Raw genomic sequence first — 26148 nt, 5'->3', positions numbered from 1 at the left:
GCCCTTTACCGGCAGTAGCGATAGCCGCCCTTGCGCTCGAGCACGTCGAGATGCAGGTGTGTCTCGTGCGCGGCATCGCTGCCCGGTGACAGGACGGTGGTGAAGTGCAGGCAGGCGCCGGCGGTGGCGGTGCGCTGGAAGGCGCCTTCGAGCGTCGAATCCTCGTTTCGCGGCTTCATCTCGATCTTCTCGCCATTGTCGAGCTTAAAAGCGGCCACGTCATAGGCATTGCCGCGCGCATGCTCCGATATCTTGCCCGTCGAGGCGCCGTTGCGCAGGCGGCACTCGTAGGTCGAACCCGGCACGAGGCCGGTGATATGGCGGCCGGGCATGGCGATGTTCAGGGCCGGCTGCACGGTATCCTTCAGCCAATGGGCCATGGTGAGCGCCGTCTTGCAGCGCATCGTCGCGCCGCCGAGATCGACACCGGGCAGAACCTGCGCGACGTCGATCGGATGCTCGATGCCGCAGCCATGGCCGTCGTCGATCGGATCGGTCGGCTCGAATTTCGCGCCGATGGCGGCAAGGTCGGACAGGCAGGCCTTGAGTTCCTCCGGGTCTTCCTTGACCAGCGGGGGAGGCGGCGGCGAGGCCTCGGCTTTCTGTTCGTCTTCCGTCTGCTTGTTGCCGTCTGCTTCGGCTTGGCCTTTTTCCTCTCCCTTGGCGTTTCCGTTTGCCTTGCCCTTGCCGTCCGGCGCGGCGGCATCATCGGCTGGCTCCTGCTTTCCCGGATCCGTCGACTTGTCGGTTGTCTTGTCGGTCGACTTCTCGGTTGTCCGGGGCTCGTCCTTGTGCGCGGCGTCCTTCGGTGGCTGTTGCTGGCCGTTCGCCGACGTATCGGGCTTTTCGTGGTCGCCGGTCTTTGGCTGGCCGGATGCGGTGTCGCTCGTCTCGGGCTTTGCCTGCGGCTTTGGCACCTCGGCCGGGTGTGCAGGTTCGACAGCCGTTGCGGGCTGCTCGACCGTGGGCGGGGCAGGGTTTTCAGCCGTCTTCGTTTCGTCGGGTCTGACCGGCGAGGTTTCGGGCGATTGCCGGTCCTGGCCCTTCTGCTTCTCCGCCGTCTCTGCCGCAGCCATGGCGGCCTGCTTTTCCACCTTGGCGTCGGGCGCGGGGTCTGTTGTCTGGGGGGCTGCTGCGGGCTGAGCCGGCGAGGCAGCAGTAGCCTCGTCCTGTGGCTTCGGTGTCGGCACGGGAACGGCCGCAAGTGGCGGGGCGGCGGGGATGGCGCTGCGGTTTGCGGGTGTGCGGGTTCTGGTTCTCTTCGACGGGGTGCTGCGCTTGCGCAGGCCGCTATCCTGCAGGAAGCGATCGAGGACGTTGACCTCGACCACATCGGCGGGCTTCATTTGCGGGATCGGTCGCACGGGGCCAAGCATGGGCGGCGGGGCGGCGCCGAGCATCAGCGGCATGCTCAGGGCAAGAAGATAAAGGGGGCGTTTCGTCTGGCGTCCTGACCTCATCCGGCCTCATCCTTGTCCGTTCACAGATGGGCTTGCGTGGCCGCAGAAGTCGTCTGCGGTGGTTTCACGCTTACCCGGCGAGAGGGGCAACGCGGCAAGGGCGGGTTTGGTCGCATCGGATGCTGCTTTTTTCGGCCCTCAGAAATTTGCTTGCGCGCAGACAAGAGCCACGCTAACAATTCGCGCCATGAACAACTCGATGAACATCGGTAACTGGTGGTGGGCACGCTGAAGCGGCCTTGACCAGTCATGTCCATCGACAAGACCAGACCAAGCCGCCCGAGAACCGAGGCGGCTTTTTTGTTGGTCGCAGACGAACCGGGCAGAAACCAGAATGCTGCAGATCGCTTTTATGCCTGCAGCGGGCCGCAGAGGCCAGATCGAAGAGGCAGGGCATTCATATGGCGACGATCATTCACGACGACGGTTCGGAGACCTACGAGACCAAGGGCGGGATCACCGTCAGCCGCAAGCGGCGGCCGGCCGATTACGCCACGGCGATCTCCACCTATGTCGACAAGCTGGACGAGCGGCGCGGCGCCGTCTTCTCTTCCAACTACGAATATCCGGGCCGCTATACGCGCTGGGATACCGCCATCGTCGATCCGCCGCTCGGCATTACCTGCAACGGCCGCAAGGTGTGGATCGAAGCCTATAACGAGCGCGGCGAGGTGCTGCTTTCCTTCGTCGCCGACCGGCTTGCCGGTGTCGAGGACCTGACGCTCGGGGAACGCAGCGCCCGCCGCCTCGACCTGACCGTCAACCCGCCGAGCCGGGTGTTCACCGAGGAAGAGCGCTCGAAAATGCCGACGGTATTTTCCGTGCTCAGAGCGATCGTCGACCTTTTCTATTCCGATGCGGATTCGGCGATCGGCCTGTTCGGTGCCTTCGGTTACGATCTCGCCTTCCAGTTCGACGCGATCAAGCTTTCGATGCAGCGGCCGGAAGACCAGCGCGACATGGTTCTGTTCCTGCCCGACGAGATCCTCGTTGTCGACCACCATGCCGCCAAGGCCTGGATCGACCGCTATGATTTCGAAAAGGGCGGCGTGACGACGGAAGGCAAGTCCGACGACATCGCGCCCGATCCGTTCCAGCGCACGACGGTGACCCCGCCGAAGGGCGACCATAAGCCGGGCGAATATGCCAAGCTCGTCACCGAAGCGAAGGAAAGTTTCCGCCGCGGCGACCTGTTCGAAGTGGTGCCCGGCCAGAAATTCATGGAGCGCTGTGACTCGAAGCCTTCGGAGATTTCCAACCGGCTGAAGGCGATCAACCCGTCGCCCTATTCGTTCTTCATCAATCTCGGCCATCAGGAATATCTGGTCGGCGCTTCGCCGGAAATGTTCGTGCGCGTGTCGGGCCGGCGCATCGAAACCTGCCCGATTTCCGGCACGATCAAGCGCGGCGAGGATGCGATCTCGGATTCGGAACAGATCCTCAAGCTCTTGAATTCGAAGAAGGACGAGTCCGAGCTGACCATGTGCTCGGATGTCGACCGAAACGACAAGTCGCGCGTCTGCGAGCCGGGGTCGGTGAAGGTGATCGGCCGCCGGCAGATCGAGATGTATTCGCGCCTCATCCATACGGTCGACCATATCGAAGGCCGGTTGCGGCCCGACATGGACGCGTTTGACGGCTTCCTGTCCCACGCCTGGGCGGTCACCGTCACCGGTGCGCCGAAGCTGTGGGCGATGCGCTTCATCGAGAGCCATGAGCGCAGCCCGCGCGCATGGTATGGCGGGGCGATCGGTATGGTGGGCTTCAATGGTGACATGAATACCGGCCTGACGCTGCGCACCATCCGCGTCAAGGACGGGATTGCCGAAGTGCGCGCCGGTGCGACGCTGCTCAACGACAGCAATCCGGAAGAGGAAGAGGCCGAGACCGAACTGAAGGCATCGGCGATGATTTCGGCGATCCGCGATGCACGGGCGGGCAATGCAGGGAAAGTGTCGCGCGACGTGGCCAAGGTCGGCGTGGGCGTCAAAATCCTGCTGGTCGACCACGAGGACAGTTTCGTCCACACGCTTGCCAACTATTTCCGCCAGACGGGTGCTACCGTCTCGACGGTGCGCACGCCGGTGCCGCAGGAGGTGTTCGACCGTATCGATCCCGATCTTGTCGTGCTGTCGCCGGGGCCCGGCAATCCGAAGGATTTCGACTGCAAGGCGACGATCAAGGCGGCGCGGGCGAAGAACTTGCCGATCTTCGGCGTCTGCCTCGGGCTGCAGGCACTGGCGGAAGCCTATGGCGGTGATCTAAGGCACCTGGCGATCCCGATGCACGGCAAGCCGTCGCGCATCCGGGTGCTGGAGCCCGGCATCGTCTTCTCCGGCCTTGCCAAGGACGTGACGGTCGGGCGCTATCATTCGATCTTTGCCGATCCGAAGACGCTTCATCCGGATTTCATCATCACGGCGGAAAGCGAGGACGGCACGATCATGGGCATCGAACATGCCAAGGAGCCGATCGCAGCCGTGCAGTTCCACCCGGAATCGATCATGACGCTCGGCGGCGATGCCGGCATGCGGATGATCGAAAACGTCGTGGCGCATCTGGCAAGGAAGCGCGAAACGAAGGCGGCTTGATCCGATCTGGAAAAGCCCATGCCAACCATCCGGGGCGAGCCGTGGGTCTCGCCCGTCCTTCGGACCCCCACAAGGGGGAGGAGAATCGCAGATGGCCAAGAACCCTTTCTGGCCTGCCGGCGTCCTTCGGACCCAGCCACGAGGGGGGAGAAGACCTGTGGCACTCGCCTGCCTCGATTGGGTCGCAGCGGCACGACTGGGTTAAGCCCTCCCCCTTGTGGGGAGGGTGGGGTGGGGTCTTTCACCCATATGCGATTGCCCTGCCGTCTGCGGGGGAGATGGCAGGCAGGCCAGAGGGGGATTGCCCCGACTGCGTGACACGTTAGACTGCCCGCTTGACCACCTTCAAATTCATGTCGGCGCGGATGGCGAAGCCGAGGGACTGATAGAGAGCGATCGCTCCCGTGTTGGTCTCGTAGGCGTGGAGATAGACCGCTTCGTTGCGGGCCGAGATCTCGCCGGCGACGAAGCGCAGCATCAGCTTCCCCAATCCCTTGCCCTGGAAATCAGGGTGGACGCAGAGGCCGCTCAGTTCGGAAAAGCCCGGCTGGCGCATGCGCTGGCCGCACATGGCGACTATGCGGCCATCGACGCGGATGCCCCAGAACGTGCCGAGCGCCTGGGCCCTGAGGGTGAAGGGGCCGGGCTTGGTCAAGGTTGCGAGGGCGAGCATTTCCTCGGCGTCGGCCTCGGTCAGGGGCTCGATGCGGGGATCGCCGATCCGTTCGAAAGCCTTTTCGGCCAGCATCTGGACAAGCACCGCCTCCATCTTGATCTCCAGCGTCCGGGGAAGGGCGACGGGTGCCGCCTCGACCAGCAGCAGCACGTCTTCATCCGAAGACGGGAGTGCGGCGAGAGCCGCGAGGCTTTCCGGGCTGTCGTCGGCCGGTGCTGCAAACAGCACGACCGACGGGTCGTAGCGCCTTGCAAGCGGCGAGCCTTCAGCGAAATCGGCATGAACGGTGGCAAGCGCGTTCCAGGCAGGGCGGTCGAGAATATGGCTCATCGGGATTTTCCATCTTTGCCGAGGCGTTGGATCAGAGGACGTTCGGCAAGGCCGTCCTCGATGATTGCGAGCTGCCGCAGAAGGTCCGCTTCGAAGCCGCGGCAGAGATCGGACACCGCGGCTTCGATGTCCGGCCAGACCTTGTCCTTGGCAAAGGCGACGACGTCGCGTCCGGCATCGGTCAGGGAGACGAGACGGCGACGCTGGTCGTCGTCGCTGACGGCCATCGCCATCAGCCCCGCCTCGACCATCTGCCCGATGGCGCGGGTGGCGCCCGGTTGCGAGACGCCGACAGCTTCGGCGATCTCTCCAACGGTCAGCGGCCCCTCTCGGTCGAGTGCAGCAAGATAGGGGCATTGGGCGCCCTGCAGGTCGAGGCCGTGCATCTGCAGGATGCGCTGGGTGTTTGCCTGCAGGCTTTCGCCTATGCGCTTGAAGCGGCTTCCGAGTGTCAAAAGCCCGAAATCGCGAACAATGTCCTGTGGCAATGGATATCTCCATATTCGATATCGCGTTATATAACTTGTTATATATTTTCCGCAAGGGGATGGCGGGATGTCGCGCGATGACGGGTGCGGGCGTGGAGGGGCAGACGGAATGGCGGCGGTGCGTCGATTGCCGCTTTGACAAAACCGGTCTCCTGCGCCATATAGCGGCTATCCGAAACCGCCGCTGCGAGAGCCTCGCCGCGGCGGTTTCGCCGTTTTGGGCCATGGCTCCTGCAAGTCATTCGCAGACGCAATTGAGAACGCCCGCAAGAGGCGCACTGCTTAGGAAGGATAGACCGGTGAACACCGCGCAAAATCAAGGCCGGGACCAAGGTCGGGATCGTGGCCGAGATCAGGGCCGGGCCGTTGTCCAGCGGCTTGCATTCTGGGGTATCCCCGTATCGATCGGGGTGATGGGCCTGAAGATGCTCGCCTGGTGGATTACCGGCTCGGTGGCCCTGCTGTCGGACGGAATGGAATCCTTCGTCAATGTGACGGCCGCCTTCATCGCCTATTTCGTCATCCGCTATGCGCAGCGGCCGGCGGATCACGATCACCAGTTCGGGCATCACAAGGCCGAGTATATTTCCGCCGTGGTCGAGGGCGCGCTGATCGTGGTGGCGGCGATCCTGATCATCCAGGAGGCCTGGGGTGCGTTGTTTTCTCCCTCCGTGATGGAGGCGCCTGCGGCGGGTCTTGCGGTCAATGCGGTTGCCGGCGTCGTCAACGCAGTCTGGGCGACGCTGCTGATCCGTGTCGGCAAGGAACAGCGTTCACCGGCGCTGACGGCGGACGGGCAGCATATCATGTCTGATGTAGTGACGTCGGCCGGCGTGTTCGTCGGCCTGATCCTCGCTGTCGTCACCGGTTACGGCATACTCGATCCGCTGCTGGCAATCGTGGTTGCGATCAACATCCTGTGGCAGGGCTACAAGGTCATCGCGCATTCGGTCGCAGGGCTGATGGACAAGGCGCTGGAGCCGGACGAGGAGGCTGCGGTGCGCGAGGCGATCACCACCCATTCCGCCGGTGCGCTCGGAGTCCATGACCTCAGGTCGCGGCGGGCGGGGGCGGCTGCCTTCATCGATTTCCACCTCGTCGTGCCGGCGTCGATGACCGTCGGCGAGGCGCATGATATCTGCGACCGCTTGGAAGATGCGATCAAAGAGGCTATTGCCGGCTCCACATTGGCGATCCATGTGGAGCCCGAAGGCGAGCGTGCCCATGGACAGAAGGTAGAAGTCGAAGGAACAGAGATATGACGATGACGGATGTCAGCGGGCTGTCGCAGCTCGGAAAGCAGGTCGAAACGCCCAACAGCCCGGAAGAGGCGGTGATGGAGCGGGTGCCCAACAGCAATCAGGGCATGGATTACGTGACGCGCTTCACCGCGCCGGAATTTACTTCGCTCTGCCCGATGACCGGGCAGCCGGACTTCGCCCATATCGTCATCGACTACATTCCCGATGCCTGGCTGGTGGAATCCAAGTCATTGAAGCTGTTTTTGACGTCATTTCGCAATCACGGCGCCTTCCACGAGGATTGCTCGGTCTATATCGCCAAGCGGCTGGTCGACCTGCTGCAGCCGAAATGGCTCAGGATCGGCGCCTATTGGTATCCGCGTGGCGGTATTCCGATCGATGTCTTCTGGCAGACGGGAGACGTTCCTGCCGGCGTATGGTTGCCGGATCAGGGTGTTCCCACCTATCGCGGCCGTGGCTGAAAGCAGTCCCGGGCCAAGATACAAGCACCAGAAAGAATTCATCATTTATTAACCATCCCCTATACGGGGGATGTTGTTTGCCGTATCTTCGGTTTTATTGGCAATTGCCAAGTGAACCTGGGGGAATGACATGAAGAGACTTGCGCTTCCCGTCGTGAAACGGACGTCATCCGGAGAGCGGTACCCTTACGAGTGATCATGCGGCGAGCGCGCCGCCGGACCAGGCGTTCCGGCGGCATGCTCTTGTGGTTCAGATATCGAGGTTGTCGTCGTTGCCGCCGAAATCTGATGCGTCGAAGTCGCTATCGTCGTTTCCGAAATCGGCCTGCTGCCATCCGTCGTTATCGTTTCCGCTCGAGTTGTCATTGCCATCTGAGGCTTCGCGGATCGCGTCGTCACCGTAATAATTATTCACGATCGTTTCTTCGACCGGCGGCTGTTCCGAGGCGCCGAAGGCGCTGGCGCCGGCGAGCGGATTACCGAGGCCGGCCGAAGCCATATGGTTGCTGAACAGACCGGAGAGCGAGTTGGCGAGCAGCATGCCGCCGGCAACACCCGCTGCCGTTCCAAGCGCACCGGTCAGAAAGCTGCTGCCGGCCGAAGGCGCGCGATAGCCGCCATTGCCGCCGCTCCAGGGGCCGGGCTGCTGGTAGGCGGACGGCGACGGAGGCGGCGCGCGATAGCCATCGTCATAGCCGCGGCTGCCGGAATCATAGGAGGGGCGGCCACCCCAGGGGCCGGAGACAGGAGCCTGAGGCTGGGCCACGGGCGCCTGCTGGCGGGACTGCTGCGAGCCGAAAATCGAGCTCAGGAAGCCGCCGCCCTGATCCGGCTGACGGCGGTCGTTCTGGGCCGCTTCCAACTGGCTGATCTGCTCCTCAAGTTCGCGAATGCGGTTCGATGCCGCCTCAAGGCCCTTTTCCTGCACCACGACTGCCTGGGCAAGGTAATAGGTGGCATAGGGCTGCTTGCGGATCTCTTCCTCGATCAGCGCTTCGGCATCGCGATCACGCGGGGTGGCGGAAGCGGTGCGGACCCGTTCGAAAAGTCCATTCAGAAGCTGGCGTTCTTCCGGTGACATATTGCTTTGCCTCCTTGGGCATGTTGGATGCCCAAGGACTTAAGTGGCAATTGCGGCTTTTCAAATCACCGGACCATTAAATTGCGGTAATCCGGTGAGGTCTGTTCCACCTCAGCCAAAGACGAGGGAAACGCCGAGCAGCGCGATGATGGCGCCGAGAATGCGGGCGAAATAGGGGCTGAAGCGTGAGATGCCGAGGCCGGCCGCAATGCCTGCGGCATGCAGCGTGGCAGTGGCGATGACGAAGCCCGCACCGAACTGCAAGGCGCCGGCCGAACCCAGTTCACCGCCATGGGCATGGCTGTGCAAAAGGGCGAAAACGGCGACGATCGCCGCGCAGATCGCTGTCGGCATGCGCACGGCCATGGCGACGAGAAGGCCGAGGGCGATCACCGAGGCGAGGATGCCCGGCTCGACAAAGGGAAGTGCCACGCCCGAAAGTGCCAGAGCAAAGCCTACGGCCATCGTCAGCACGAAGGAGGTCGGCACGATCCAGAGCGCGCTGCGCTTTCCGTCGCGGCCAAGCTGCGACGCCCAGAGGCCGACGGCGACCATGACCAGGATATGGTCCATGCCGAAGAGCGGATGCGAAAAGCCGGCCATGAAGGAGCCGTGTTCGTTGGGATTGAGATGCGCGAAGGCCGGAGCTGCGGCCGCGGCGAAGATGGCAGTTGAAAGCGATAGACGTTTGATCACTGGTTCCCCCTTACTTCATTCGAGTAATCACAATTTCCAAAAAGATATGACGACGGGCGCCGTGATGTCCATGGCAAATGCGCGTCCAGGATGCGGCAGTTTCTACGTCATTCACCTTAGTGGCGTGTATGGCTGAAGGTTCGAAACGCTTTCCATTGTTTTGTGGCCGCGAACACATTATGTCCCGTATATGACTTTGATGCAGGAGACGCTGACTGTGCTGAACGACGAAGACGACAACGACGACAAGAGCAAGGAACTGCCGCTCGGCAAGGAAACGGAGGCGAACCTTTTCAAGTCGCGTTCGATCTTCATCTATGGCCCGATCACCCAGGAACTGGCCCAGAAGGTGAACACGCAGCTGGTGGCTCTGTCTGCCGCAAGCGACGACGACATTCGCATCTACGTGAATTCTCCCGGCGGCCATGTCGAATCCGGCGATTCCATTCACGACATGATCAAGTTCATCAAGCCGAAGGTCTGGATGATCGGTACCGGCTGGGTCGCCTCGGCTGGCGCGTTGATCTATGCGGCTGCTCCGAAGGAACGCCGTATCGCGCTGCCGAACACCCGCTTCCTGATCCACCAGCCGTCCGGCGGCACCCGCGGCATGGCATCCGATATCGAGATCCAGGCACGCGAAATCGTCAAGATGAACGAGCGGCTGATCAAGATCTTCTCCAAGGCCACCGGCCAGACGGAAGAGAAGATCGCCAAGGATATCGACCGCGACTACTGGCTGTCCGCCGAGGATGCCGTCGGATACGGTCTGGTTTCGCGGATCGTGACGTCGCAGAGCGAAATCTGATCGCTCGAGACTGACGCATTACAAGAAGAGCCCCGTGACCTACCGGTCGCGGGGCTTTTTCGTATCCGGTCGCCGCCGTCATCCGGCCCTGGCTGCCGACCGCATGCTGCGGCCGTCGCGGGCCTGCCAGTTTTCGACAAAGGTGATGAAGTCGGATGCGGGCAAAGGCTTCGAGAAGGCATAGCCCTGCAGCACGTTGCATCCGAGGTTCTGCAGGATGCCGATATGAGCGTCGGTCTCCACGCCCTCGGCGACGATCTGGATGTCCTGGGAGCGGCCTATCTCGATGATCGAGGCGACGAGCCTGCGCTGGGACGGTGAGGATTCCAGCGGCGCGATGAGCTTGCGGTCGATCTTCAGACGTTTCGGGCCGAGTTCGATCAGGCTGACGATCGACGCATGTCCGGTGCCGAAATCATCGATCTCGATGTCGATGCCGAGCGCCTTCAGCTGCGTAATCGCCGTGCGAAGGGTTTCGTCGGTCCCGTCGAAGGAAATCGATTCCAGCAGTTCGAAGGCCAGGTGGCCGGGCTTGAAATCCAGTTTCTCGATGCTTTCGAAGAGGCGCCGGTCCTTCAATCGCTGGGCTGAAATGTTGACCGAAAGATGCGGGACGGAAAGTCCGAGCGCCTTCCACCGTGCCGACTGCGACAACGCCTTTTCCAGGATGATCGCATCGAGATCGGCAGCGCGATTGAGGCTTTCGGCGATATCGAGAAAACTGTCCGGCGCGAGGATGCCGCGCTCCGGGTGGCGCCAGCGGGCAAGTGCCTCGACGCCGACGATGTCGAGCGTCATGGCATCGAATTGCGGCTGGAAGAACGGGACGATCTGATCGTGTTCCAGCGCAGTCAGGAATTCGTCGGATGTCGTCTTGCGCAGGACGGCGGCCATGCGCAGTTCATCTGAGAAGAATTCCAGGCGGTTGCGGCCGCGTTTCTTCGCTTCGTAAAGGGCGATATCGGCGTTGACCAGGAGCAGGCGCGGTTCTTCCGTCGCCTTCGTCTGGCAGGCGATGCCGGCGCTGCAGCCGACGCGGCATTTGTGTCCGTCGATATCGATCGGGCGCCCCAACGCAATGACGATGGCCTGGGCGAGTTCGCGAGCCCGGCGTTCGATGTTTGGTCCGCTGGTGATGACGACGAATTCGTCACCGCCGACGCGGGCAGCAAATTCGTCATGGACGATCAGGTCGAGAAGGCGGGTGGTGGTTTGCCGCAAAACCTCGTCGCCGGCGGCGTGACCGAGCGTGTCGTTGACCTCCTTGAAGCGGTCGAGATCGACATGAATGAAGGCAAGCGGCTGGCCGGCATCGGTCGCCGCGCGCGCCTCCATGAACTGATCGAGAAATCTGCGGTTGGGCAGGCCGGTCAGTGCGTCGTGCAGCGACTGGTGCTCAAGTGTTCGGCGGGTGGCACGAAGCTCGGCATTCTGTTCTTCGGTGCGCAGGCGCGCATTGAGCAGTTCGGCCTGCAGAAGCATGTCGTTGGTCACGTCCCAGTTGGCGCCGATGACGCGCATGCCGCGGCCGGGTGCTCGATAGACGCGGCCATTGGCCCGGATATGGCGGATCTCGCCATCGGAGGACACGACGCGGAACTGGGTAATGTAAGGCGTATCATTGGCGAGGGTTTCGAGAAGTCCCTGCCGCGCCGCGTCCATGTCTTGCGGATGAAGGGCGTTTTTCCAGTCATCGTAGCTGAATGTCTCCCGCTGCAATGGGACATGATAGATTTCGCGCATGCGCTTGTCCCAGATCAGGTTTCCGGTTTCCGGGTCATATTCCCAGACGCCGATGCCGGAGGCTTCGAGTGCGACGCTCAGGCGGTGCGAAACCTCGCCGAGTTCCTCTTCCCGCTGTTGCAGTTCCATGAGATTGCGATGGCGCTGTCTCATGAGCCGAGAGGCCCAAATCAGTGGAGCGATAATGAAGAAGGCAATCAGGGCCGCATGGGCGCGGAAGACGAGAATGGAAGGCGGCGAGGTGAGCCAACCCTTTTTGGGAACGGCGGCGAGATACCATGTATCCGAACCGATCTCTATTTCACTTCGAACGGCATCCTGCGAAAATACGGAGGGATCGCCGACGAAAACATCCTTGGCAGCCGGATAGGGGCGGCGGGAGATCGCGATGTTCAGCGGTTGCTGCTCCGTATCGACCTCACTGTCCCGGTAAAGGCGTTCGGCGTCGATTGCGGATGAAACGACGCCCCAGAAATGACCGTTGGAAATCCTGAAGACGGGATAGCGGGCAAGCAAAGCGTGACCGCCCTGGAACAGTTTCACCGGTCCGGCGACCACCGTCTGGCGCCGCTTGATGGCTTCCATCACGGAGCCGGACTGTTTCGGCTTTGCCGTGTAATCCTCTCCGAGAAGTTTCTCGTTTTCGGCATAGGGATAGATATAGCGAATGACGAGGTCGGGAGCGGCCACGACGTTGCGAAGCTGCGACGGTACCGAGAAGATGCGCTCGGCAAGCGCTTCAAACTGCGTCTGGGTCATGTCGGGGTTGGCGGCGATGGCGGCAACGAGGCCCTGAATCAGGTTCACATTGCCAGTGATCTTGGTGGTGAGCTTGGACGAGACTTCCGCCAGCTGCTCCGAGGCCACCAGGCGCTGTTCCGCGAAGAAGCGCTGATGCTCTTCCATGTCCGCCCGGATGATGCCGATGGCCACGGCTACGACGACAGCTATCGCCAGAAGAAAATAGCTTATGCCGAAAGCTTTCGCTTTCGCATGTCCCGCACTGGTGGAGGAAGGAAGGCTGGCCATCGAGTATTCCGATTATGGGATGATCGACGGTTGCAGGAAAACTTTAAAATTATGCTTTCGTCATGCGCGATAGACGATGTCCAACAGCATTCTTCTTGATGTAAAGTGAAAGTATTTCAGGGCCTTGTAGATCTTGACGTGTATTTTTGTGGCGGCATGTCGCTATAGTTTATGGACTGGACCGGTGTTTGCGCAGGGCGCATAGTCTTCGTTCGGGAGACTTTCAGATGCGTGATGAAGGTTACAATCAGTTCTGCCCGATCGCCAAGGCCTGCGAGCTGATCGAACCTCGCTGGACGCTGCTTGTGCTGTCGGAAATGTGGTCCGGATCGACCCATTTCAACGAGATCAGACGGGGCGTGCCGGGAATGTCGCCGACGCTGATGTCGACCCGGCTGAAGCAGATGGAGGTCAACGGGCTGGTCACCCGGTCGATCAACGCGCGAAGCGGCGAGATCACCTACCTGACGACCCGCCTTGCCGACGAACTGATGCCGATCGTGCGCGATCTCGGGCGCTGGGCTCACCGCAATATCGACAGCGAGGTGACGCTCGAAAAGCTCGATGCGCGCCTCTTGATGTGGAACATGCGGCGCAAGATCGATGCGGCGGCGCTGCCCAAACGCAGGCGCAGCGTGATCGAATTCAGCTATCCCGAACTGCCGCGCGACGAGCGCCGCTACTGGCTCGTCAACAAGCCGGGGGAGCCGGTCGACCTATGCCTGATTGAACTCGAAGGTGAAAAAAGAAGTCTAAAAGCGCAAGTCAATTCTGTAAGTAATTGATATTACTGCGCTTTTTGGTCGTCCGTCAGAGCTGTTCACTCAACTCAAAACTCCGGATTTATTAGCATCCCAATTGGGCACCTATCCAGAAATTCGATGGGCGAGATTAAACTTCAATCTTCTTGAGAATGCAAGAGTGGTACTTGGCGGACGCATTTCGCTACCCAATCCGCAACCTTGTCCTTTACCGCGTCTTTTACTGGCTTGCCATACTCCATAACGACAATCGCGGGCTGACCTTCAGCGGTATCGGCGATGACCTTTTTCGCCACATCCAGCGGTATCTCGGTAATTGAGAAATTGACGGCGGCTTGGCTGTTCAAATCTTCGAGCCGTTCCGAAATCACGTCCAGTTCTAGGCTGACAGCGAGCGCTATTTTCTTCCCATTGCGTTGGGCGATGTTGATGCGGTTTTCGGGCGTATTTGCGCCAAACAAGATGACTTTTATCACGGTATCGTTCCCCTGAATTTTTCTCAAAAAATTATCTAGGAAACCGCGTTTTTCTGCCGAAAACGGCGTTTCAGGAAACGTCGGGGAACTAAATACTTTTGAATTGATAAACAGGAGAACCCATCAATGACCACGAATACTGAACAGAATACTGGCGTCTATATCGTCACTCATATCGAGAGCGGTAAAACCTATATTGGTGCGTCGAGAAACCTAAAAAAACGCCGATATAATCACTATCGCGAACTGCACATTGGCACTCACAATTGCACTGAATTGCTGATCGATTTCCAGATGTCGAACAGCGGCAATTCAGCCGTTGATTTCCGCGTTCTGGAATACTGCGAATTTGACGAACTGGCTGAAGTCGAAAAGTCCTATATCGACGCGATGAAGCCTGACTACAATCATCGTACTGGTGGTGGCGGAATTCGCCCGTATTCCGAAGAGCTGGCGGACAGACAGCGCAAACGCTGGACTGGTCAGCAAATGAGACGGATCGGAACGTTCATCACACCATTCGGCAGCTTTGACTCAAGCTATACCGCCGCTGATATGAGCGAAGGAACGATGAGCCAATTCGGCGTGTGGAGGACATGTAAATCGGCGGAACGTCGGATCAATCGTCATGCATGGAGTAAGTCAGCCTATTTGCAGAAGCATCACGACGAGTCGGTGATCGGTCAGACATGGGCTTCGATCGGCTTTGGATTTTCGGCGGAATAAAGGAGATACGACGATGGAATTTGAACAGGATTATCAGGAATTCGAAGACATGCCGATCGCTTATCGGATGGCAATGATCGACGCTTGGGATGATGAATATCGCAAGACATTGGCGGATATTCGGGAGCGCAATGAAGCGCTAAAATCAGCACTGAAAGCGATGGAAGATAAGGCTCCTTGATCGGGGCCTTCTTCATTTGGGCAATGGCTGGATAAATATAATGATCAGATGGCTTCGCCATCGAAGCGAAGCTTCATATCAGGAACGTTAATAGCAGTGATAATTACAACAACTACTCTACTACTATATTTCCTACCGGTTACCCTGATTATATCAAGCCTGACGAAATAGTCAACCCACAGAATGAATCAAGTAATTGATTTATAACGAGATTTCAGAAAGGAAATGCCCAGCACGACAAGCCCGAAAGCCCTCGCTATCATCAAATCGTCGGAAGGCGAGAAATTGACCGCCTATTACTGTCCAGCGAATATTCCGACAATTGGCTATGGGCACACACGCACGGTCACGAAAGCCGATGTCCAGCGCCGCAAGACCATCACGAAAGCTGAAGCCGAACGCCTATTACGCGACGATCTAGCTGGCTTCGAACGCGATGTTTCCAAGCTGGTCAAAGTCCCTGTTACCGATGATCAATTCGGCGCGCTCGTGTCGTTCGCATACAATTTGGGGGCAGGGGCGCTGGCATCATCTACACTGCTAAAGCGGATCAATGCGAAGGCTTCCTTGAAGGACATCGAAGCGTCATGGCTGCAATGGAACAAAGCACGGGTGAACGGCGAATTGACCGCATTGCGTGGACTGACCGTTCGCCGTCAAGCTGAGTTCGATCTGTTCAAGTCGGCGGTGCGGTAAGCGGAACGTCAATGTTCCTCGACGTGCGGCGCGTAGCCCATGAGCCAAATTTCCATCCGTCGCGGGTTTTCTTCTTCGAGATAAGGGCAGGTTGACGCCAGTTGTCCGTTAGTCGCCGCCGTCTGTCCTTCGTGGAAGATGTGGGCGCGCTCAGAAGGGATCAAAGCGGCGGTGTCTACTGACGCGAAGCCCTCAACCCAAGCTGCAATTTCTATCGTCTCTTGATCGAGATAAGGATTGGTAGTGATAGGAAGACCGATGCGACCAGCGCGCCGACCTTCTTCGAAGCATGCACTAAAAAGTTCGTCGTCGGTCATCATGGCGGCGATCCTTGTTGCAATGCAGCAATAACTTAAAAGTGTAGTCGTTGTTCCTCCCTCCCGATAAAATAGCAGCGGTGTGCTTTCCGGGCTGCACTCGGGGTTTGTCTAAATAGCTCATAAACCACACTACGGAGCTATTTTCCTTGGCAATCGCACAACTCGTTTTCGGCAATGTAACAGGCGATGGGCTTGTTCTTAGTTCCGATTTTCAGTCTGCCGAACTCGACACGAACGGCATCTATACCTTCGCATCCGCGAACAAAAGTTACTGCATCGTCCATGCCGTGGGCACGAGCGACATCTACGTCGCCTTCGCGAATGGCGTCGATCCCGATACGACCAAGAACCCGCGTGTTCGGGTGAAGGCAGGGACGTTCATGCCGTTCCGGATCGCTTCTGGCGTCCGCGTCAAGGTGACGACAGCGGCATGATGCAATTTTCATTCTCATTCGGCTTCGACAGCAATGCCCTGATCAAGGGCGGTGGGGGGCAAGCAATCCCTTCAAACGCATGGCTTAAAAACGACGGTACGCCTTGGATGAAACCGGACGGATCACTCTGGTTGAGGGCAGTATAATGGCGACCACTGATAACATTCTCTCTGGTGATGATCTCGCCACCATGCTTCGCGATTACGGTTTGCCGACTACGGAATGGCAGACGGCAGGTAAGTCGGACGCTGTTGCACCGCTGATCGGCGGTACCTGGAATCAGCATTACCCTTATCCGAAGGGCATCAAAAAACTTTTCCTTGGTCGGACGAAGGCTGGTTTGATCGGCTCATCGACACGGATCGCGGACAATACTAATAGCGACAGCATCTATGGTACTTCCGCTCTTCGCTACAGCGGCAACGTCAGCGAGCTTATCCGGTCGAATGTCGGTGGAGCTTCGGGTGTTATGCCTGCCGTCGATGTGACAAAGGGTTCCGTCCGTGTCTGGTTTCGTGCTGGACCAAACTTCTTCAATGGCAGCGGAACGGTAAACATCAGGCTTCATTCATCCGGCTCACCCGCATCGCCAAGTTCCGATTACACCGAATTCAACCACTACTTTTCACGTGGTCAAATCGTACCGCGTGGCGCTGACGAATGGGGTCCGTGGCAATGTTTTGCAGTACCCGGTTTCAATGCCACGATCGCCAATGACGGCTTGAAAGGCATTACTCAAGCTGGTGCAGGCTGCGTCCCAACCGCCGTCACCTATGCCACCGTCAATCTACAAGTCGGCGGGACGCTTCAGTGTGAAGTTGGTGATGTTGAATTCGTACCCAATCCACGCACCAAGGGTGCTGTGATTTTCACGTTCGATGATAGCCGATTGGACGCGTTCACGGGCGCTGCCGAGATCATGTCTCGATACGGCTTTCCGGGCGTCGTGTTTCCCGGTGCACCATCTGTTGAAGTTGGCGCCCCAAACCGTCTTTCGGTCACTCAACTTCGCACCTTGCAGGATGTCCACGGCTGGCAAATCGGTTCGGGAATGTGGAGCACGGAAGATTACACGACGTTCCAAGCGCTTGGTAAGGAAGGACAGACGGCATTTTTCGCAAAGTTGCGCATGTTCCATGCTGCCCTTGGTCTTCGCGGCGGCATGGACGGTTCTTATCAGACAAGCATCAGTCAAGATAAAACGGACATCTATGATGTGATCCGCCAGAATTTCCGGACCATGCGCACCTATGGCGGTCCCAACCCCACTGGTCAGCCGGTGATGCAGTTTGGCGAATGTGCGCCGCTCAGCGAGCCAATGCGGTATAAGGCTATCGACTTCTCAGCAAGCCGGTTCAATGTCACCAACGGCTATGCAAATCAGATCAAAGAGTTTGTCGATCAGGCAGCGAACAACAAGGCGGCGGCTGTTTTTGTCGTCCACAATGCCTTCGAGTCCACGATGACACAGAACTTGCAAAACCTTCGCGATATGTGCGCCGATGTCTACTCACGGTCTGATATCGAGTGGATCACGATGGACGACTATATCCGAAGCTATTCCTGATCGACCCACCCTGACGTTAAGCAATGGAAATCAATGTGCGAATGGTATTCGCAGGCTCACGCTGCTACTTGAAGCCCGTACCGGTTCAACTTGCAGCCATCGATGCCCCTGTTCTCTCCTATGCTTCTCGACAACTGGTCGGAGTTGATAAAGATTGTTGAAGAGCGAAAGCCACGTCAAATTAAAATGATTAATTCTACCGTGTCTGCGTTCGTGAGAAGACAACGCGATTGCCTGATGCTTGAGGCGCGCAAATTGGACAAGACGCGAAGGCAATTCCCACGACACGCGAGCATGGAGATGGGATACATTGGATAAATTACATTACCAAGACGCGTGCGATCGTGCCACCATAGCAAAGAGAAAGCTCGAAATATTGAAGGCTTTGAGCGATCCGTCAGGATCAAGAGAAGCTTGGGGTGATTTTTTGCTTTGGTCGGATGCTTTCTACGTTGGGCTTGAAAAGATGGCGACAGGGAGGCTTTCGCGACCGTGGTTCGGCAAGATAAAGCATATTCGACGTAAAGATCCCCTCCTTCAATATATGGATCAAGCGAGGAATGCTCACCAGCACGGCGTCGGTTCAACGCGAGCTATCAAAGCGGACTCGAAGCTTCGGATGGGGGCATTTGACATCGCAGCCGTAAAGCTTGGGTCTCAAGAAGTATCGAAGATATATTTGGGAGACGACCTCGTATATCCGGCTGTAATCATCACATTGGTCGCGGTCCGGAACTACGATCAAGTCTACGAGGTTCCGGAAATCCATCTAGATGAGCCGATCTCGCCGCAATATCTCGTTTTCGCAGAAGCACAGATGCGTCACATAGAAACTACGTTACGAGCCGCTAGCGTATTTGTGGATAATCCCAAGGACGGGTCGTAAGCCCCACCGCCCTGACATCATTAGCGGAAGTGATGGGGCGATGGGTATCAGAAGGTACAAAAGAGCCGGGTGCGATGACCCGGCTTCATCGTTTAAAGTGCCAATTTAGACCTTGTAGAAGTCATACAGCACGTCTGCGAAGCCCTCAGCGAGATCGTTCGGATCGGCATCAAAAGCGAATTGAACCGTGTGGTTCTGTGCGTTGTGATGGTAGCCCTTAACGTTCTGAAGGTGTTGAGCGAAGTCTTCAAATCCCGAGATCGTTACGTCCGCGTTTCCACCAACCCAAAACACCCTGAACTCGTGCGTTTCGACAAGACCGCGTAGCGTAATGGTGAAGTAAAGGATGTGGTGCGCGTCTCTTGCGGGGGTGTGATCAAACTTCAGGGAGAAATAATCTTTGCCGCCTCTCTCAATAACCCGCTTAGCTGCACCGAGCACCACAATAAGCGGATAGGTCAGATCAGCGAACGTCTGCTCTTCACGGGTATGAGTACCCATGATTTTGGGAACAACGTTGTCGATATGGATGCCAAAGTCGGTTTCGAAATTAATAATGTTTGCCATAAGTCGGTTCCTTAAAATTCTTTGACGGCGGTCGTCGTCAATAAGGCTTGAATATGCGAGTAGGATTACCGATGTGTGCCGGTTCGAAGTTTTCGGTGAGATATTTCAGAGCAAATGCTTGCCCTTCCTCATCAAATATATGGTCTAGGATGTCCGACAAATCCGGGTTGCTCTCGATTACTGCTCCTATCACGTCGTCCAAGTCGAATTTTCGACCAACGGGAACGATAGTTGAATCCAAAACTTCACGCGTCAGGCTCAGGATTAATTCCTCCTTCTCAGCGTCCATAAACGGCTTTCTTTCCAAAATTAAAGTGATTATTTGATCGATTTGGTGTGCCATTTAAGTCGCTGATTACAGTAGATAATTCGACTGCATGACATTGATTCTTTCGCCGCGATCCACGTTGGTGAGTTCGAAATGAAATGGCGGATTGCTCCTGTCTGCAATCTGGATCGTATCGCCGCGTTTCCATGAGGCAATGACGTTCCCATGAATTGGTTTCGCACGATAGACGGAACCATCATCAAGCCGAACCTGATAGCCTGTAGTCGTCTCAATTAGTTTAGCGATGCGCATATTAACCTCTCGTTGTTTGCAGGGAGAGTTGAAAGGCTAAGTAGAAGTATTCTGAAATCGCGGCAAGCCTTGCGCCATCTGACCGCTGAAAAAAAACGGACAGTTTTCCACTGTCATTTCTGACAATGTTCCTTGCAGAAGACGGTTTTCCGACGTTCGATATCGGCATAAAAACCGAATTCGAGGGGTGATGTATGACACCGAATGTACGGCAGGCGATGTTCCCATACGGAATGGCAAAAAATCCAGATGGCTCTTGGACATTCTTCAACCGCAAGTACAAAACGTTAGGCACCGTCACAAAAGAGCATTCAGAGTGGAATGACGCTAAACATAAGATGTTCTTGACTGGTCTGGGTCCAGCCAAGCGCAAAAAGCTCGATATTCACGGTGTTGGAGATGGGGACCGTATCTATTTCTATAACGATGCAACGATTCCGACTTCGTCAGATGCAAACATGAAAGCCTATCTGGCGAAGCTGCGCCTGTTGATGAGTCTTGAATCCAAGGAACCTTAATCGAATGCGTCCGTCACGGTGGTGGGTGGTAGTTTTGTTTGGATTGTTAGCCGCTCCGCCCGTTCTCGCGGCAGTTTATGACCCGACATCGATCGACTTAAAGGCTGCAAGAGACGAGCAAAGGCAAGAAGCCGATTTAAAGGCCCAACAGGATGTCGCGGAATGGGCGGAGCCCATGTTCTACGCGACCGCCGCCAGTGTGGTGATGAGCGTGTTCGCTTTAGGAGGGCTGCTTTGGTCACTCCGGCAAACGAACAAAGCGATCAAGGATAATCGGGAGCTTGGAGAAGCGGCTGTTAGAGCCTACGTCGAAGCTGTCCGCGTGAGGTTTTCGGATGATGGAGGTGCGATAATCGTTGAGTTTATCAATATGGGGCAAACCCCTGTCACATCATTCAAAGCATCGATAGAACTGGAAGCTGTTCCGGAAAATGCAATCACGACAAACGTTCGTTTGCTGGCAAAAGTCAATATGAAAGCATTCGACGGTATCGGGAGTGGTGATCATGCAACAAGGCATGTCCGAGTTGAACCAAATTCGGGCAGTGAGGTAATTCGGTCATTTACTCTCAACTTCCCACCGTCGGGCAAGGTATGCCTAGCCTGCGGAAGGATCGATTATCACGACGTGTTTGGCTCAGAATGGACGACGGGATTCGCTTTCTATTCTCACGGAGGAAAATTCATCGAACCGTTCCACACACTTCCCACGTACCGGAAGACATCAACACTGTCTTAAATGCCCGTCGCCCAAACCCAAAGGTCATCGACCTGTTCGGCAGGAATTTCCATCAACTGCATGACATCGATAATCGTCGGGTTCAGCCGCTCAAACGATCCGCTCTCCAATTCGGCAATCATCATTTTCCGATCGACCGAGTCCGGCATCTCAGCTTTGATCGCGTCGATGATCACATCCTTATCGATGTCGATGTTCGCAGCCGCCATCCAGAATTGACGGGCGGACAGGGCTGGCATCATCGAGCGGCGCTGTTCGGGCGTGTAGACCGGCGCAACATAGGGCAGGGCAGACGCCAATGCAGCGGCGTATAGGTCGCGCCCATGCTGTTCAACATCGTTCGGATCGGCGGTGAACGGAATCCAACCATAGATCGGGTGTTCGATTTCCATGTCGATTTTGGCGTTTTCGGCGCAAAAGACTGCGTTCTTAAAATTCATTGTCATCAAGAAATCCTCAGCCATGCGGTGATGGCGCGTGTCTGATTGTCTGTGTCGCTATAGCCCATGCAACGCCATGTGCCGGACGGCTGACTAGCGCGGGCGCCTGATGCGGCGGTGTAATAGAGAGCTGATCCGGGTCGAGTCGCGCCGGGATTGGTGATGCCCACTCCATCAGCCTGAAGGAATGCGTATGTTCCAACTGCACCCACGCCCAAGCCGGTCGTCAGCGAGCCGATCAGGGCGCTGTTGATGCCGATCGCCGATTGAGCGGAAGCCGCCGTTGTGCCGATTGAAAGGTGGTTGTGGTTTGCGTCAGTATGGATTTTGGACCCATTGACGTAACCAACCTTCGCATCAAGCTCAAAACGAAAGACTTCGGCAAAGTTGACGTCATCGGCGGAGCTATCAAAATAGACATTGTTGGCATCGACGCGCATTCGCCCAGAGAGCTGACCGCTCGTCGTGTCGATCAACTGAATATTTGGTGCAGAGCCGGATACAACCAGACGGTTGGTCAGGGTTAGGATGCCGATGCCGTCATAGTTCCCGCTGATGCGAGCGTTCGGCAGAATTCCAGTGCTGTTCGCCAGATCGCGGAAATACGATCCGTGTTGACCGTCGAGCAAATCCGCGTCGAAGCCAGAACCAGAGCCGTCATTGCCCTTATGCATAACGGTGTTGCCGGTATCACCCACGTAAACGCTATCAGCACCAAACCCAATCACAGTGCCATTGAGATACAGAGGCGAAAGCGCGCCGTTGTTTCGTGCGATGATCTCATTCTGGTCGATGATCATATTGATCGTGTTGTCGGCGCCGACTTGGAAGCCATGGGCGGTCGATGTTTCAGACGCATCGGTCGTGGAAAGCAGCTTGATCCGGTTTGCGGTAATCGTATCCAGACCGTCATAAGAACCGCTTATGCGAGCATTCGGCAGAGTGCCCGTGCTGTTCGCCAGATCGCGGTAATATATGCCGTGCTGACCATCAAGCAAATCCGCATCCATCGCCGAGTTGGCGCCGTCATTGCCGCTAGTCCAGATGATGTCTCCACCGAACGTCATCGAGCCGGTTTCGGGAACGATGAGCGATTTTACGATCGCCGAATTGGCGTTCGACAGGGTGACCGCAATGCCGCCATTCGCGGACGAAGACACAGCCGCCCGAATGACGTTGTTTGGCGACAAGGCGAGTGTCGGCGATGTGTTAGCGCCAGCATTGATGGTGACTGCACCAGTAAGCGCCAGATCGTTGGTAGTCTGGCTGATCAGGCGGAATGAGGTGCCGTCGAAGGCAAGGGTTACAGGGTCACCGGCACGAATAGAACCTGCCGGTAGCGGCTGACCACGCCGGTTCAGGATGGTCTTTGCACCGAGCGTATTCACGTTAATCTGAGGGTTGGCAGCACAATCAACGTGTGCCCAAAAAGAGATGCGCTCTCCCTTGGTGTAGGTGATCGGACCGCTGATGAACGTCAGTAAGAACAGCGCTGCCGTTCCGGTGCTGGTGTATATGAAATTGTTTCGTACCCACGAGCGTTTCGAAGAGCCGAGTAACGCACGGATCGTTGGCGCAAGGCTACTCGGTGCAGCCGATCCGGTCAGACCGGCAGGCGGGCTGGACACGTTCTCTGCGTCATTTTCGAAAATTTGCGATGAGGAAAAATCGGGCACTTAGCGTAACCTCTTGTTATTATTGGTCTTCGTCGTCGGGTGTGTAGCCGACAGACAGCATGTAATCGCCTATCGCCTGGCTAAGACCCTGGGATTGCGTCTTCTTACGGATTTGGTTTAGGCGCGAGAGATGCGCTTTCAGCCCACCTTTCTGCATCTCAGCTTTCGGGATGTCGGCAAGCCAGTTCACCGTTTCCGGACTAGTCAGCAGTTTGGCGCGGGTGCCACCAAGCAGCTTATTCCCAACGGCAGGAACGGTCTTTTTCAGCGCACCAGCCGCCGTGCCAGCGACCATGCCGGTTGGATCGCCCATGGCGACTGAACCAAGAACGGAGAACATCAGGTTATCTTTGCTGAAAGGATTGAGTGAATCCTTGATCGCCTGATGATTGCTCGTATTTGAATGATTTTTTCCGCCGCGATACTTCGTCCAGTTTTCGGAGATGCGCGCCAGACGGTCCAGATCACTGCGAAGCTGCGCATTACCGGTGCCAGAGAACATCGCCGATTTGGCGTTGTCGCTCATATCGGTCCAGTTGCGAAGGTATGTGCCCGGATCGAAAGCACCCTGCTTATTGCGACCGAGATCGTCAATAAATCCGGCTACAACATCGTCCCAAGCCTTGGCGCCGCCTTCAGACTTCTGGATGGTCCTGCGAACAGCGGCGATACGATTACCACCTGACGAGTCCTTGGCTGTGACCCATTTCATAATATCGTCGGTGTCAGGTGTATTCAGGATTTTATGTGCCGCACCGCCCTTGCCGAAACCTTCCGGCGAAGTGATCTCATCACGGTAAAAATCGTTTGCTTTCTTGAATGCGGACAGACCTTCATCGCCAGATGCAGCGGCGGTTGCTTCCATGTCCTTCGTCAGGCTGGCGTAAAGACCATTCAAATGACCCTTTAGAACGCGGTCGGTCTCATCCGCTGCCATGCCGCCGATCGCGGAACGTGCCGACTTCAATTGCTCGAAGGTCATGCCTTTCTGAGCATCCTGCAAAATTGCGGATGTTTGGGCGATTACCTTGTCGGTTTGGGGCGCTTTCGTCAGTTCATCGAACGATCCATATCCAGCGCGTTCCTTCGTCAGATTGGCGAGAAAGTCGCTCGTATTGGTCGAAAGGGCAGGGGACGTCACATGGCTATCAACAGCGCCATACAGCTTTTCTGACTGTGACTTGGCGGCTTCCTTGGCAAGCTCTGCCTGTTCGCGCAAACGAGCGCCAGCCGAAGCGATATCAAGCGGCTGATCTGACAGACTGCCGACGATACGCCCGAATTCATCTTTTTGAGCTGTGAAAGCGTCATTGATGCGAGATTGAATTTCATTGCCGGAACGGGTCGGAATCAGGGCGTGTTCAAGAAGCGCTGACTTCTCATTGCCATTGACAAGTCCCGCTGTAGGATTGGCGCCAATAGCGCGAAGATCGGCAGCACGTTCGGCAGCTTTGATCGGATCATCAACACCACCACCAATAGCGCCACGAACCCACGCGTCTTTGCCAGCCTGAATGCCCTTTGATGCGAGACGACCAACACCTTCACCAGCCATGCCGAGACCAGCGCTGATGGCAGCGTCACGGACCTGTTCGCCGGTCGATCGGGTATCATCGTTCTGGAAAATGTAGTTCAAACCGCGTTGGGCAGCTTCTTTTGATGCAGCGGAACCAACGCCAGCACCGCCAATAGCGCCGAGCGGTCCAGCAAAACCGCCGAGAATGGCGCCCAAGCCACCGCCCACCGACTCCGCTATTTCCGGAGTGGCACTTGCGACGTCGCCAAGCGATGGCATCCAGCCATGGGAATTGTATTGGATCACCTTGCCGGTGTCCGGATCGGTCATGATGAAGTTTGAATCGCCATAGGGAGCCGCATCGGGATAGCGCTTCTTCAAGGCGGTAAGCTTGTCTTCGGACTTGTCCAGCGCACCGACTTCGAGACGAACGCCAACGGGCGCTTCATCGAGCGCATCGACATATTCTTGGTCGATGTCCAGCGGTTTAGACTGTTCGATAATGCGCTTTTTCCAGTCTGAAGCTGGTGTGCTTTCTGCCTTAGCGCGGGCCTTCCAATCGCTCATCCTAGTCGGATTCCTCCTAAGCCGCCCAATCCGCCAAGGGCTTTCTGCCTTCGACGGTCAGCGGCAAAATCTACAAACTGCAATTCAACCGGCTGAGAATTACGCCCCGATTGGGCGCGTGCAGCGGCGTTGCTGATCTGTTTATTTATCGCCGCATCGTTTTCGGCAGAGGCGGTAGAAAAGGCGCTGAGACCCTTGGAAAGCTTGCCGATATCAGCCCCACCAAGCAGAGGAATGTTATCGGGAAGCTTCGAAGGCATTTCAATTTTACTACCCGTCAGCTTATTGTAAGCATCCACTAATACGCCGTTATTGGACTTTGGTTCTTCTGGCTTAGGAGCTTCGGCGGCTTTGCCTTGAATGAGATTGAATAGCGGATTGTCACTAGCTGGTGATGTGGATGCAGGACCAGCCGCAACGACTTCGGCGACGGGATCGATTTTCGTGCCGCCATAGGCAGCTTTCAGCCAAGCCGGTGCATTATCGCTCTTGCCACCAGCGCCCCAAACGCCCGGATTGCCCATGCCGATGTGCATCGAGCCTTCCTGCATATAGCCCGGACCAGCGCCGAAACCGGTGACACCGTTGGCTTTCCCCTGACTGACGACCTGTTCGAAGATGGGAAGGTCATCGGGATTCGCCCAATCCAGCTTACGCCCATCCTTGAACAGGAACACGTCGGCTGCATTGCCATGATCGTGGCGGGTGCTGCCAGTACGTGCGCCTTCTTCGCCAATTCCGGGCTGACCACCGGAGAAGACTTGAGCGGTAATGCCCATATCTTCGAGGTACTTTAGCCGCTTGATAAGGTCTTCATTGAGTGGCTGATTGCGAGTGGCAGACTGGTTTTGGTAGACGATATATCCAGCCATG

The 26148-nt window shown here is 57.1% G+C and carries 28 protein-coding genes; 13 read left to right on the top strand and 15 right to left on the bottom strand.

Annotated features, from left to right (window positions below):
- Positions 1 to 5: 5 nt before the first annotated feature.
- Positions 6 to 1460, bottom strand: coding sequence for an extensin family protein (locus tag NCHU2750_RS12025; protein WP_245480231.1), 1455 nt, complete (start codon positions 1458 to 1460; stop codon positions 6 to 8).
- 401 nt (positions 1461 to 1861) lie between these two features.
- Between NCHU2750_RS12025 and NCHU2750_RS12020 the strand changes: the two genes are divergently transcribed.
- The gene (locus NCHU2750_RS12020) at positions 1862 to 4051 is read left to right on the top strand and encodes an anthranilate synthase (RefSeq protein ID WP_119940715.1); all 2190 of its coding nucleotides are present in this window, start codon (positions 1862 to 1864) and stop codon (positions 4049 to 4051) included.
- A gap of 322 nt (positions 4052 to 4373) precedes the next feature.
- On the opposite strand, the gene NCHU2750_RS12015 is transcribed toward NCHU2750_RS12020, so the two are convergent.
- Positions 4374 to 5057 (bottom strand): GNAT family N-acetyltransferase, encoded by a 684-nt coding sequence (locus tag NCHU2750_RS12015; RefSeq protein ID WP_119940714.1) that lies wholly within the window; start codon positions 5055 to 5057, stop codon positions 4374 to 4376.
- A complete protein-coding gene (locus NCHU2750_RS12010; RefSeq protein WP_119940713.1) occupies positions 5054 to 5545 on the bottom strand; it encodes a MarR family winged helix-turn-helix transcriptional regulator in 492 nt (163 codons plus the stop codon). The genes NCHU2750_RS12015 and NCHU2750_RS12010 overlap by 4 nt, the downstream gene beginning before the upstream one ends.
- Before the next feature lie 392 nt (positions 5546 to 5937).
- Here NCHU2750_RS12010 and NCHU2750_RS12005 point away from each other — a divergent pair, with 392 nt between their 5' ends.
- Positions 5938 to 6807, top strand: a complete 870-nt coding sequence (locus NCHU2750_RS12005; protein ID WP_245480404.1) for a cation diffusion facilitator family transporter — start codon at positions 5938 to 5940, stop codon at positions 6805 to 6807.
- The gene (gene queF, locus NCHU2750_RS12000; RefSeq protein WP_119940712.1) at positions 6804 to 7268 is read left to right on the top strand and encodes a preQ(1) synthase; all 465 of its coding nucleotides are present in this window, start codon (positions 6804 to 6806) and stop codon (positions 7266 to 7268) included. Before NCHU2750_RS12005 ends, queF begins: the two co-directional genes overlap by 4 nt.
- A gap of 250 nt (positions 7269 to 7518) precedes the next feature.
- On the opposite strand, the gene NCHU2750_RS11995 is transcribed toward queF, so the two are convergent.
- On the bottom strand, positions 7519 to 8349 hold the full coding sequence (locus NCHU2750_RS11995) for a DUF2076 domain-containing protein (protein WP_119940711.1): 831 nt from the start codon (positions 8347 to 8349) through the stop codon (positions 7519 to 7521).
- A 111-nt stretch (positions 8350 to 8460) separates the two neighbouring features.
- The gene (locus NCHU2750_RS11990) at positions 8461 to 9045 is read right to left on the bottom strand and encodes a HupE/UreJ family protein (RefSeq protein WP_119940710.1); all 585 of its coding nucleotides are present in this window, start codon (positions 9043 to 9045) and stop codon (positions 8461 to 8463) included.
- A gap of 220 nt (positions 9046 to 9265) precedes the next feature.
- Here NCHU2750_RS11990 and NCHU2750_RS11985 point away from each other — a divergent pair, with 220 nt between their 5' ends.
- Positions 9266 to 9853: an ATP-dependent Clp protease proteolytic subunit gene (locus NCHU2750_RS11985; RefSeq protein WP_245480403.1), complete on the top strand. Its 588-nt coding sequence runs from the start codon at positions 9266 to 9268 to the stop codon at positions 9851 to 9853.
- A gap of 78 nt (positions 9854 to 9931) precedes the next feature.
- Here NCHU2750_RS11985 and NCHU2750_RS11980 read toward each other — a convergent pair whose 3' ends face one another.
- Positions 9932 to 12625, bottom strand: a complete 2694-nt coding sequence (locus tag NCHU2750_RS11980; protein WP_119940708.1) for a bifunctional diguanylate cyclase/phosphodiesterase — start codon at positions 12623 to 12625, stop codon at positions 9932 to 9934.
- Between the two features lie 227 nt (positions 12626 to 12852).
- Between NCHU2750_RS11980 and NCHU2750_RS11975 the strand changes: the two genes are divergently transcribed.
- On the top strand, positions 12853 to 13410 hold the full coding sequence (locus tag NCHU2750_RS11975) for a winged helix-turn-helix transcriptional regulator (protein WP_119940707.1): 558 nt from the start codon (positions 12853 to 12855) through the stop codon (positions 13408 to 13410).
- Between the two features lie 113 nt (positions 13411 to 13523).
- Here NCHU2750_RS11975 and NCHU2750_RS11970 read toward each other — a convergent pair whose 3' ends face one another.
- A complete protein-coding gene (locus NCHU2750_RS11970; protein WP_162939604.1) occupies positions 13524 to 13862 on the bottom strand; it encodes a hypothetical protein in 339 nt (112 codons plus the stop codon).
- Between the two features lie 126 nt (positions 13863 to 13988).
- Here NCHU2750_RS11970 and NCHU2750_RS11965 point away from each other — a divergent pair, with 126 nt between their 5' ends.
- From NCHU2750_RS11965 to NCHU2750_RS11960, 3 genes are all read left to right on the top strand, one after another.
- A complete protein-coding gene (locus NCHU2750_RS11965; protein ID WP_119940705.1) occupies positions 13989 to 14588 on the top strand; it encodes a GIY-YIG nuclease family protein in 600 nt (199 codons plus the stop codon).
- Positions 14589 to 14601: 13 nt separating this feature from the next.
- Positions 14602 to 14769, top strand: a complete 168-nt coding sequence (locus NCHU2750_RS30505) for a hypothetical protein (protein ID WP_162939603.1) — start codon at positions 14602 to 14604, stop codon at positions 14767 to 14769.
- 225 nt (positions 14770 to 14994) lie between these two features.
- Complete coding sequence (locus NCHU2750_RS11960; protein ID WP_119940704.1) at positions 14995 to 15465, top strand: lysozyme; 471 nt, start codon at positions 14995 to 14997, stop codon at positions 15463 to 15465.
- A gap of 8 nt (positions 15466 to 15473) precedes the next feature.
- On the opposite strand, the gene NCHU2750_RS11955 is transcribed toward NCHU2750_RS11960, so the two are convergent.
- Positions 15474 to 15785, bottom strand: coding sequence for a hypothetical protein (locus NCHU2750_RS11955; protein WP_119940703.1), 312 nt, complete (start codon positions 15783 to 15785; stop codon positions 15474 to 15476).
- A gap of 146 nt (positions 15786 to 15931) precedes the next feature.
- Here NCHU2750_RS11955 and NCHU2750_RS11950 point away from each other — a divergent pair, with 146 nt between their 5' ends.
- The 3 genes from NCHU2750_RS11950 to NCHU2750_RS11935 all read left to right on the top strand — a co-directional run bounded on the left by NCHU2750_RS11950 (position 15932) and on the right by NCHU2750_RS11935 (position 18672).
- Positions 15932 to 16219, top strand: coding sequence for a hypothetical protein (locus NCHU2750_RS11950; RefSeq protein ID WP_119940702.1), 288 nt, complete (start codon positions 15932 to 15934; stop codon positions 16217 to 16219).
- 145 nt (positions 16220 to 16364) lie between these two features.
- Positions 16365 to 17786, top strand: a complete 1422-nt coding sequence (locus tag NCHU2750_RS11945; RefSeq protein WP_119940701.1) for a polysaccharide deacetylase family protein — start codon at positions 16365 to 16367, stop codon at positions 17784 to 17786.
- A 310-nt stretch (positions 17787 to 18096) separates the two neighbouring features.
- On the top strand, positions 18097 to 18672 hold the full coding sequence (locus tag NCHU2750_RS11935) for a hypothetical protein (RefSeq protein ID WP_119940699.1): 576 nt from the start codon (positions 18097 to 18099) through the stop codon (positions 18670 to 18672).
- A 105-nt stretch (positions 18673 to 18777) separates the two neighbouring features.
- Here the strand turns inward: NCHU2750_RS11935 and NCHU2750_RS11930 are convergent, their stop codons facing one another.
- The 3 genes from NCHU2750_RS11930 to NCHU2750_RS11920 are packed head-to-tail and all read right to left on the bottom strand — an operon-like array spanning position 18778 to position 19819.
- Entirely contained in the window at positions 18778 to 19239 is a 462-nt protein-coding gene (locus NCHU2750_RS11930; RefSeq protein ID WP_119940698.1) for a hypothetical protein, read from the bottom strand.
- A 37-nt stretch (positions 19240 to 19276) separates the two neighbouring features.
- A complete protein-coding gene (locus NCHU2750_RS11925; RefSeq protein WP_162939602.1) occupies positions 19277 to 19582 on the bottom strand; it encodes a hypothetical protein in 306 nt (101 codons plus the stop codon).
- Between the two features lie 12 nt (positions 19583 to 19594).
- On the bottom strand, positions 19595 to 19819 hold the full coding sequence (locus tag NCHU2750_RS11920; RefSeq protein ID WP_119940696.1) for a hypothetical protein: 225 nt from the start codon (positions 19817 to 19819) through the stop codon (positions 19595 to 19597).
- Between the two features lie 194 nt (positions 19820 to 20013).
- On the opposite strand from NCHU2750_RS11920, the gene NCHU2750_RS30500 reads away from it, so the two are divergent.
- Both NCHU2750_RS30500 and NCHU2750_RS11910 read left to right on the top strand, forming a co-directional pair.
- Positions 20014 to 20337 (top strand): hypothetical protein, encoded by a 324-nt coding sequence (locus NCHU2750_RS30500; RefSeq protein ID WP_162939601.1) that lies wholly within the window; start codon positions 20014 to 20016, stop codon positions 20335 to 20337.
- Between the two features lie 4 nt (positions 20338 to 20341).
- Positions 20342 to 21076 (top strand): hypothetical protein, encoded by a 735-nt coding sequence (locus NCHU2750_RS11910; protein ID WP_119940694.1) that lies wholly within the window; start codon positions 20342 to 20344, stop codon positions 21074 to 21076.
- Here the strand turns inward: NCHU2750_RS11910 and NCHU2750_RS11905 are convergent.
- Genes NCHU2750_RS11905 through NCHU2750_RS11890 form a run of 4 tightly spaced genes read right to left on the bottom strand, consistent with a single transcriptional unit; the run spans position 21073 to position 26147 of the window.
- The gene (locus tag NCHU2750_RS11905) at positions 21073 to 21522 is read right to left on the bottom strand and encodes a hypothetical protein (RefSeq protein WP_119940693.1); all 450 of its coding nucleotides are present in this window, start codon (positions 21520 to 21522) and stop codon (positions 21073 to 21075) included. The two genes, NCHU2750_RS11910 and NCHU2750_RS11905, sit on opposite strands and share 4 nt — an antisense overlap.
- Complete coding sequence (locus tag NCHU2750_RS11900; RefSeq protein ID WP_162939600.1) at positions 21522 to 23192, bottom strand: autotransporter outer membrane beta-barrel domain-containing protein; 1671 nt, start codon at positions 23190 to 23192, stop codon at positions 21522 to 21524. Before NCHU2750_RS11900 ends, NCHU2750_RS11905 begins: the two co-directional genes overlap by 1 nt.
- Before the next feature lie 19 nt (positions 23193 to 23211).
- Positions 23212 to 25275 (bottom strand): hypothetical protein, encoded by a 2064-nt coding sequence (locus NCHU2750_RS11895; protein ID WP_119940691.1) that lies wholly within the window; start codon positions 25273 to 25275, stop codon positions 23212 to 23214.
- Positions 25272 to 26147 carry a M15 family metallopeptidase domain-containing protein gene (locus NCHU2750_RS11890; protein WP_119940690.1) on the bottom strand — a complete coding sequence of 292 codons (876 nt, stop codon included), beginning with the start codon at positions 26145 to 26147 and terminating at the stop codon, positions 25272 to 25274. Before NCHU2750_RS11890 ends, NCHU2750_RS11895 begins: the two co-directional genes overlap by 4 nt.
- Between the last annotated feature and the right edge of the window lies 1 nt (position 26148).

This window comes from Neorhizobium sp. NCHU2750 (assembly GCF_003597675.1).
Classification (GTDB): Bacteria; Pseudomonadota; Alphaproteobacteria; order Rhizobiales; family Rhizobiaceae; genus Neorhizobium.
This window is presented reverse-complemented; position numbering and strand designations above follow the sequence as displayed.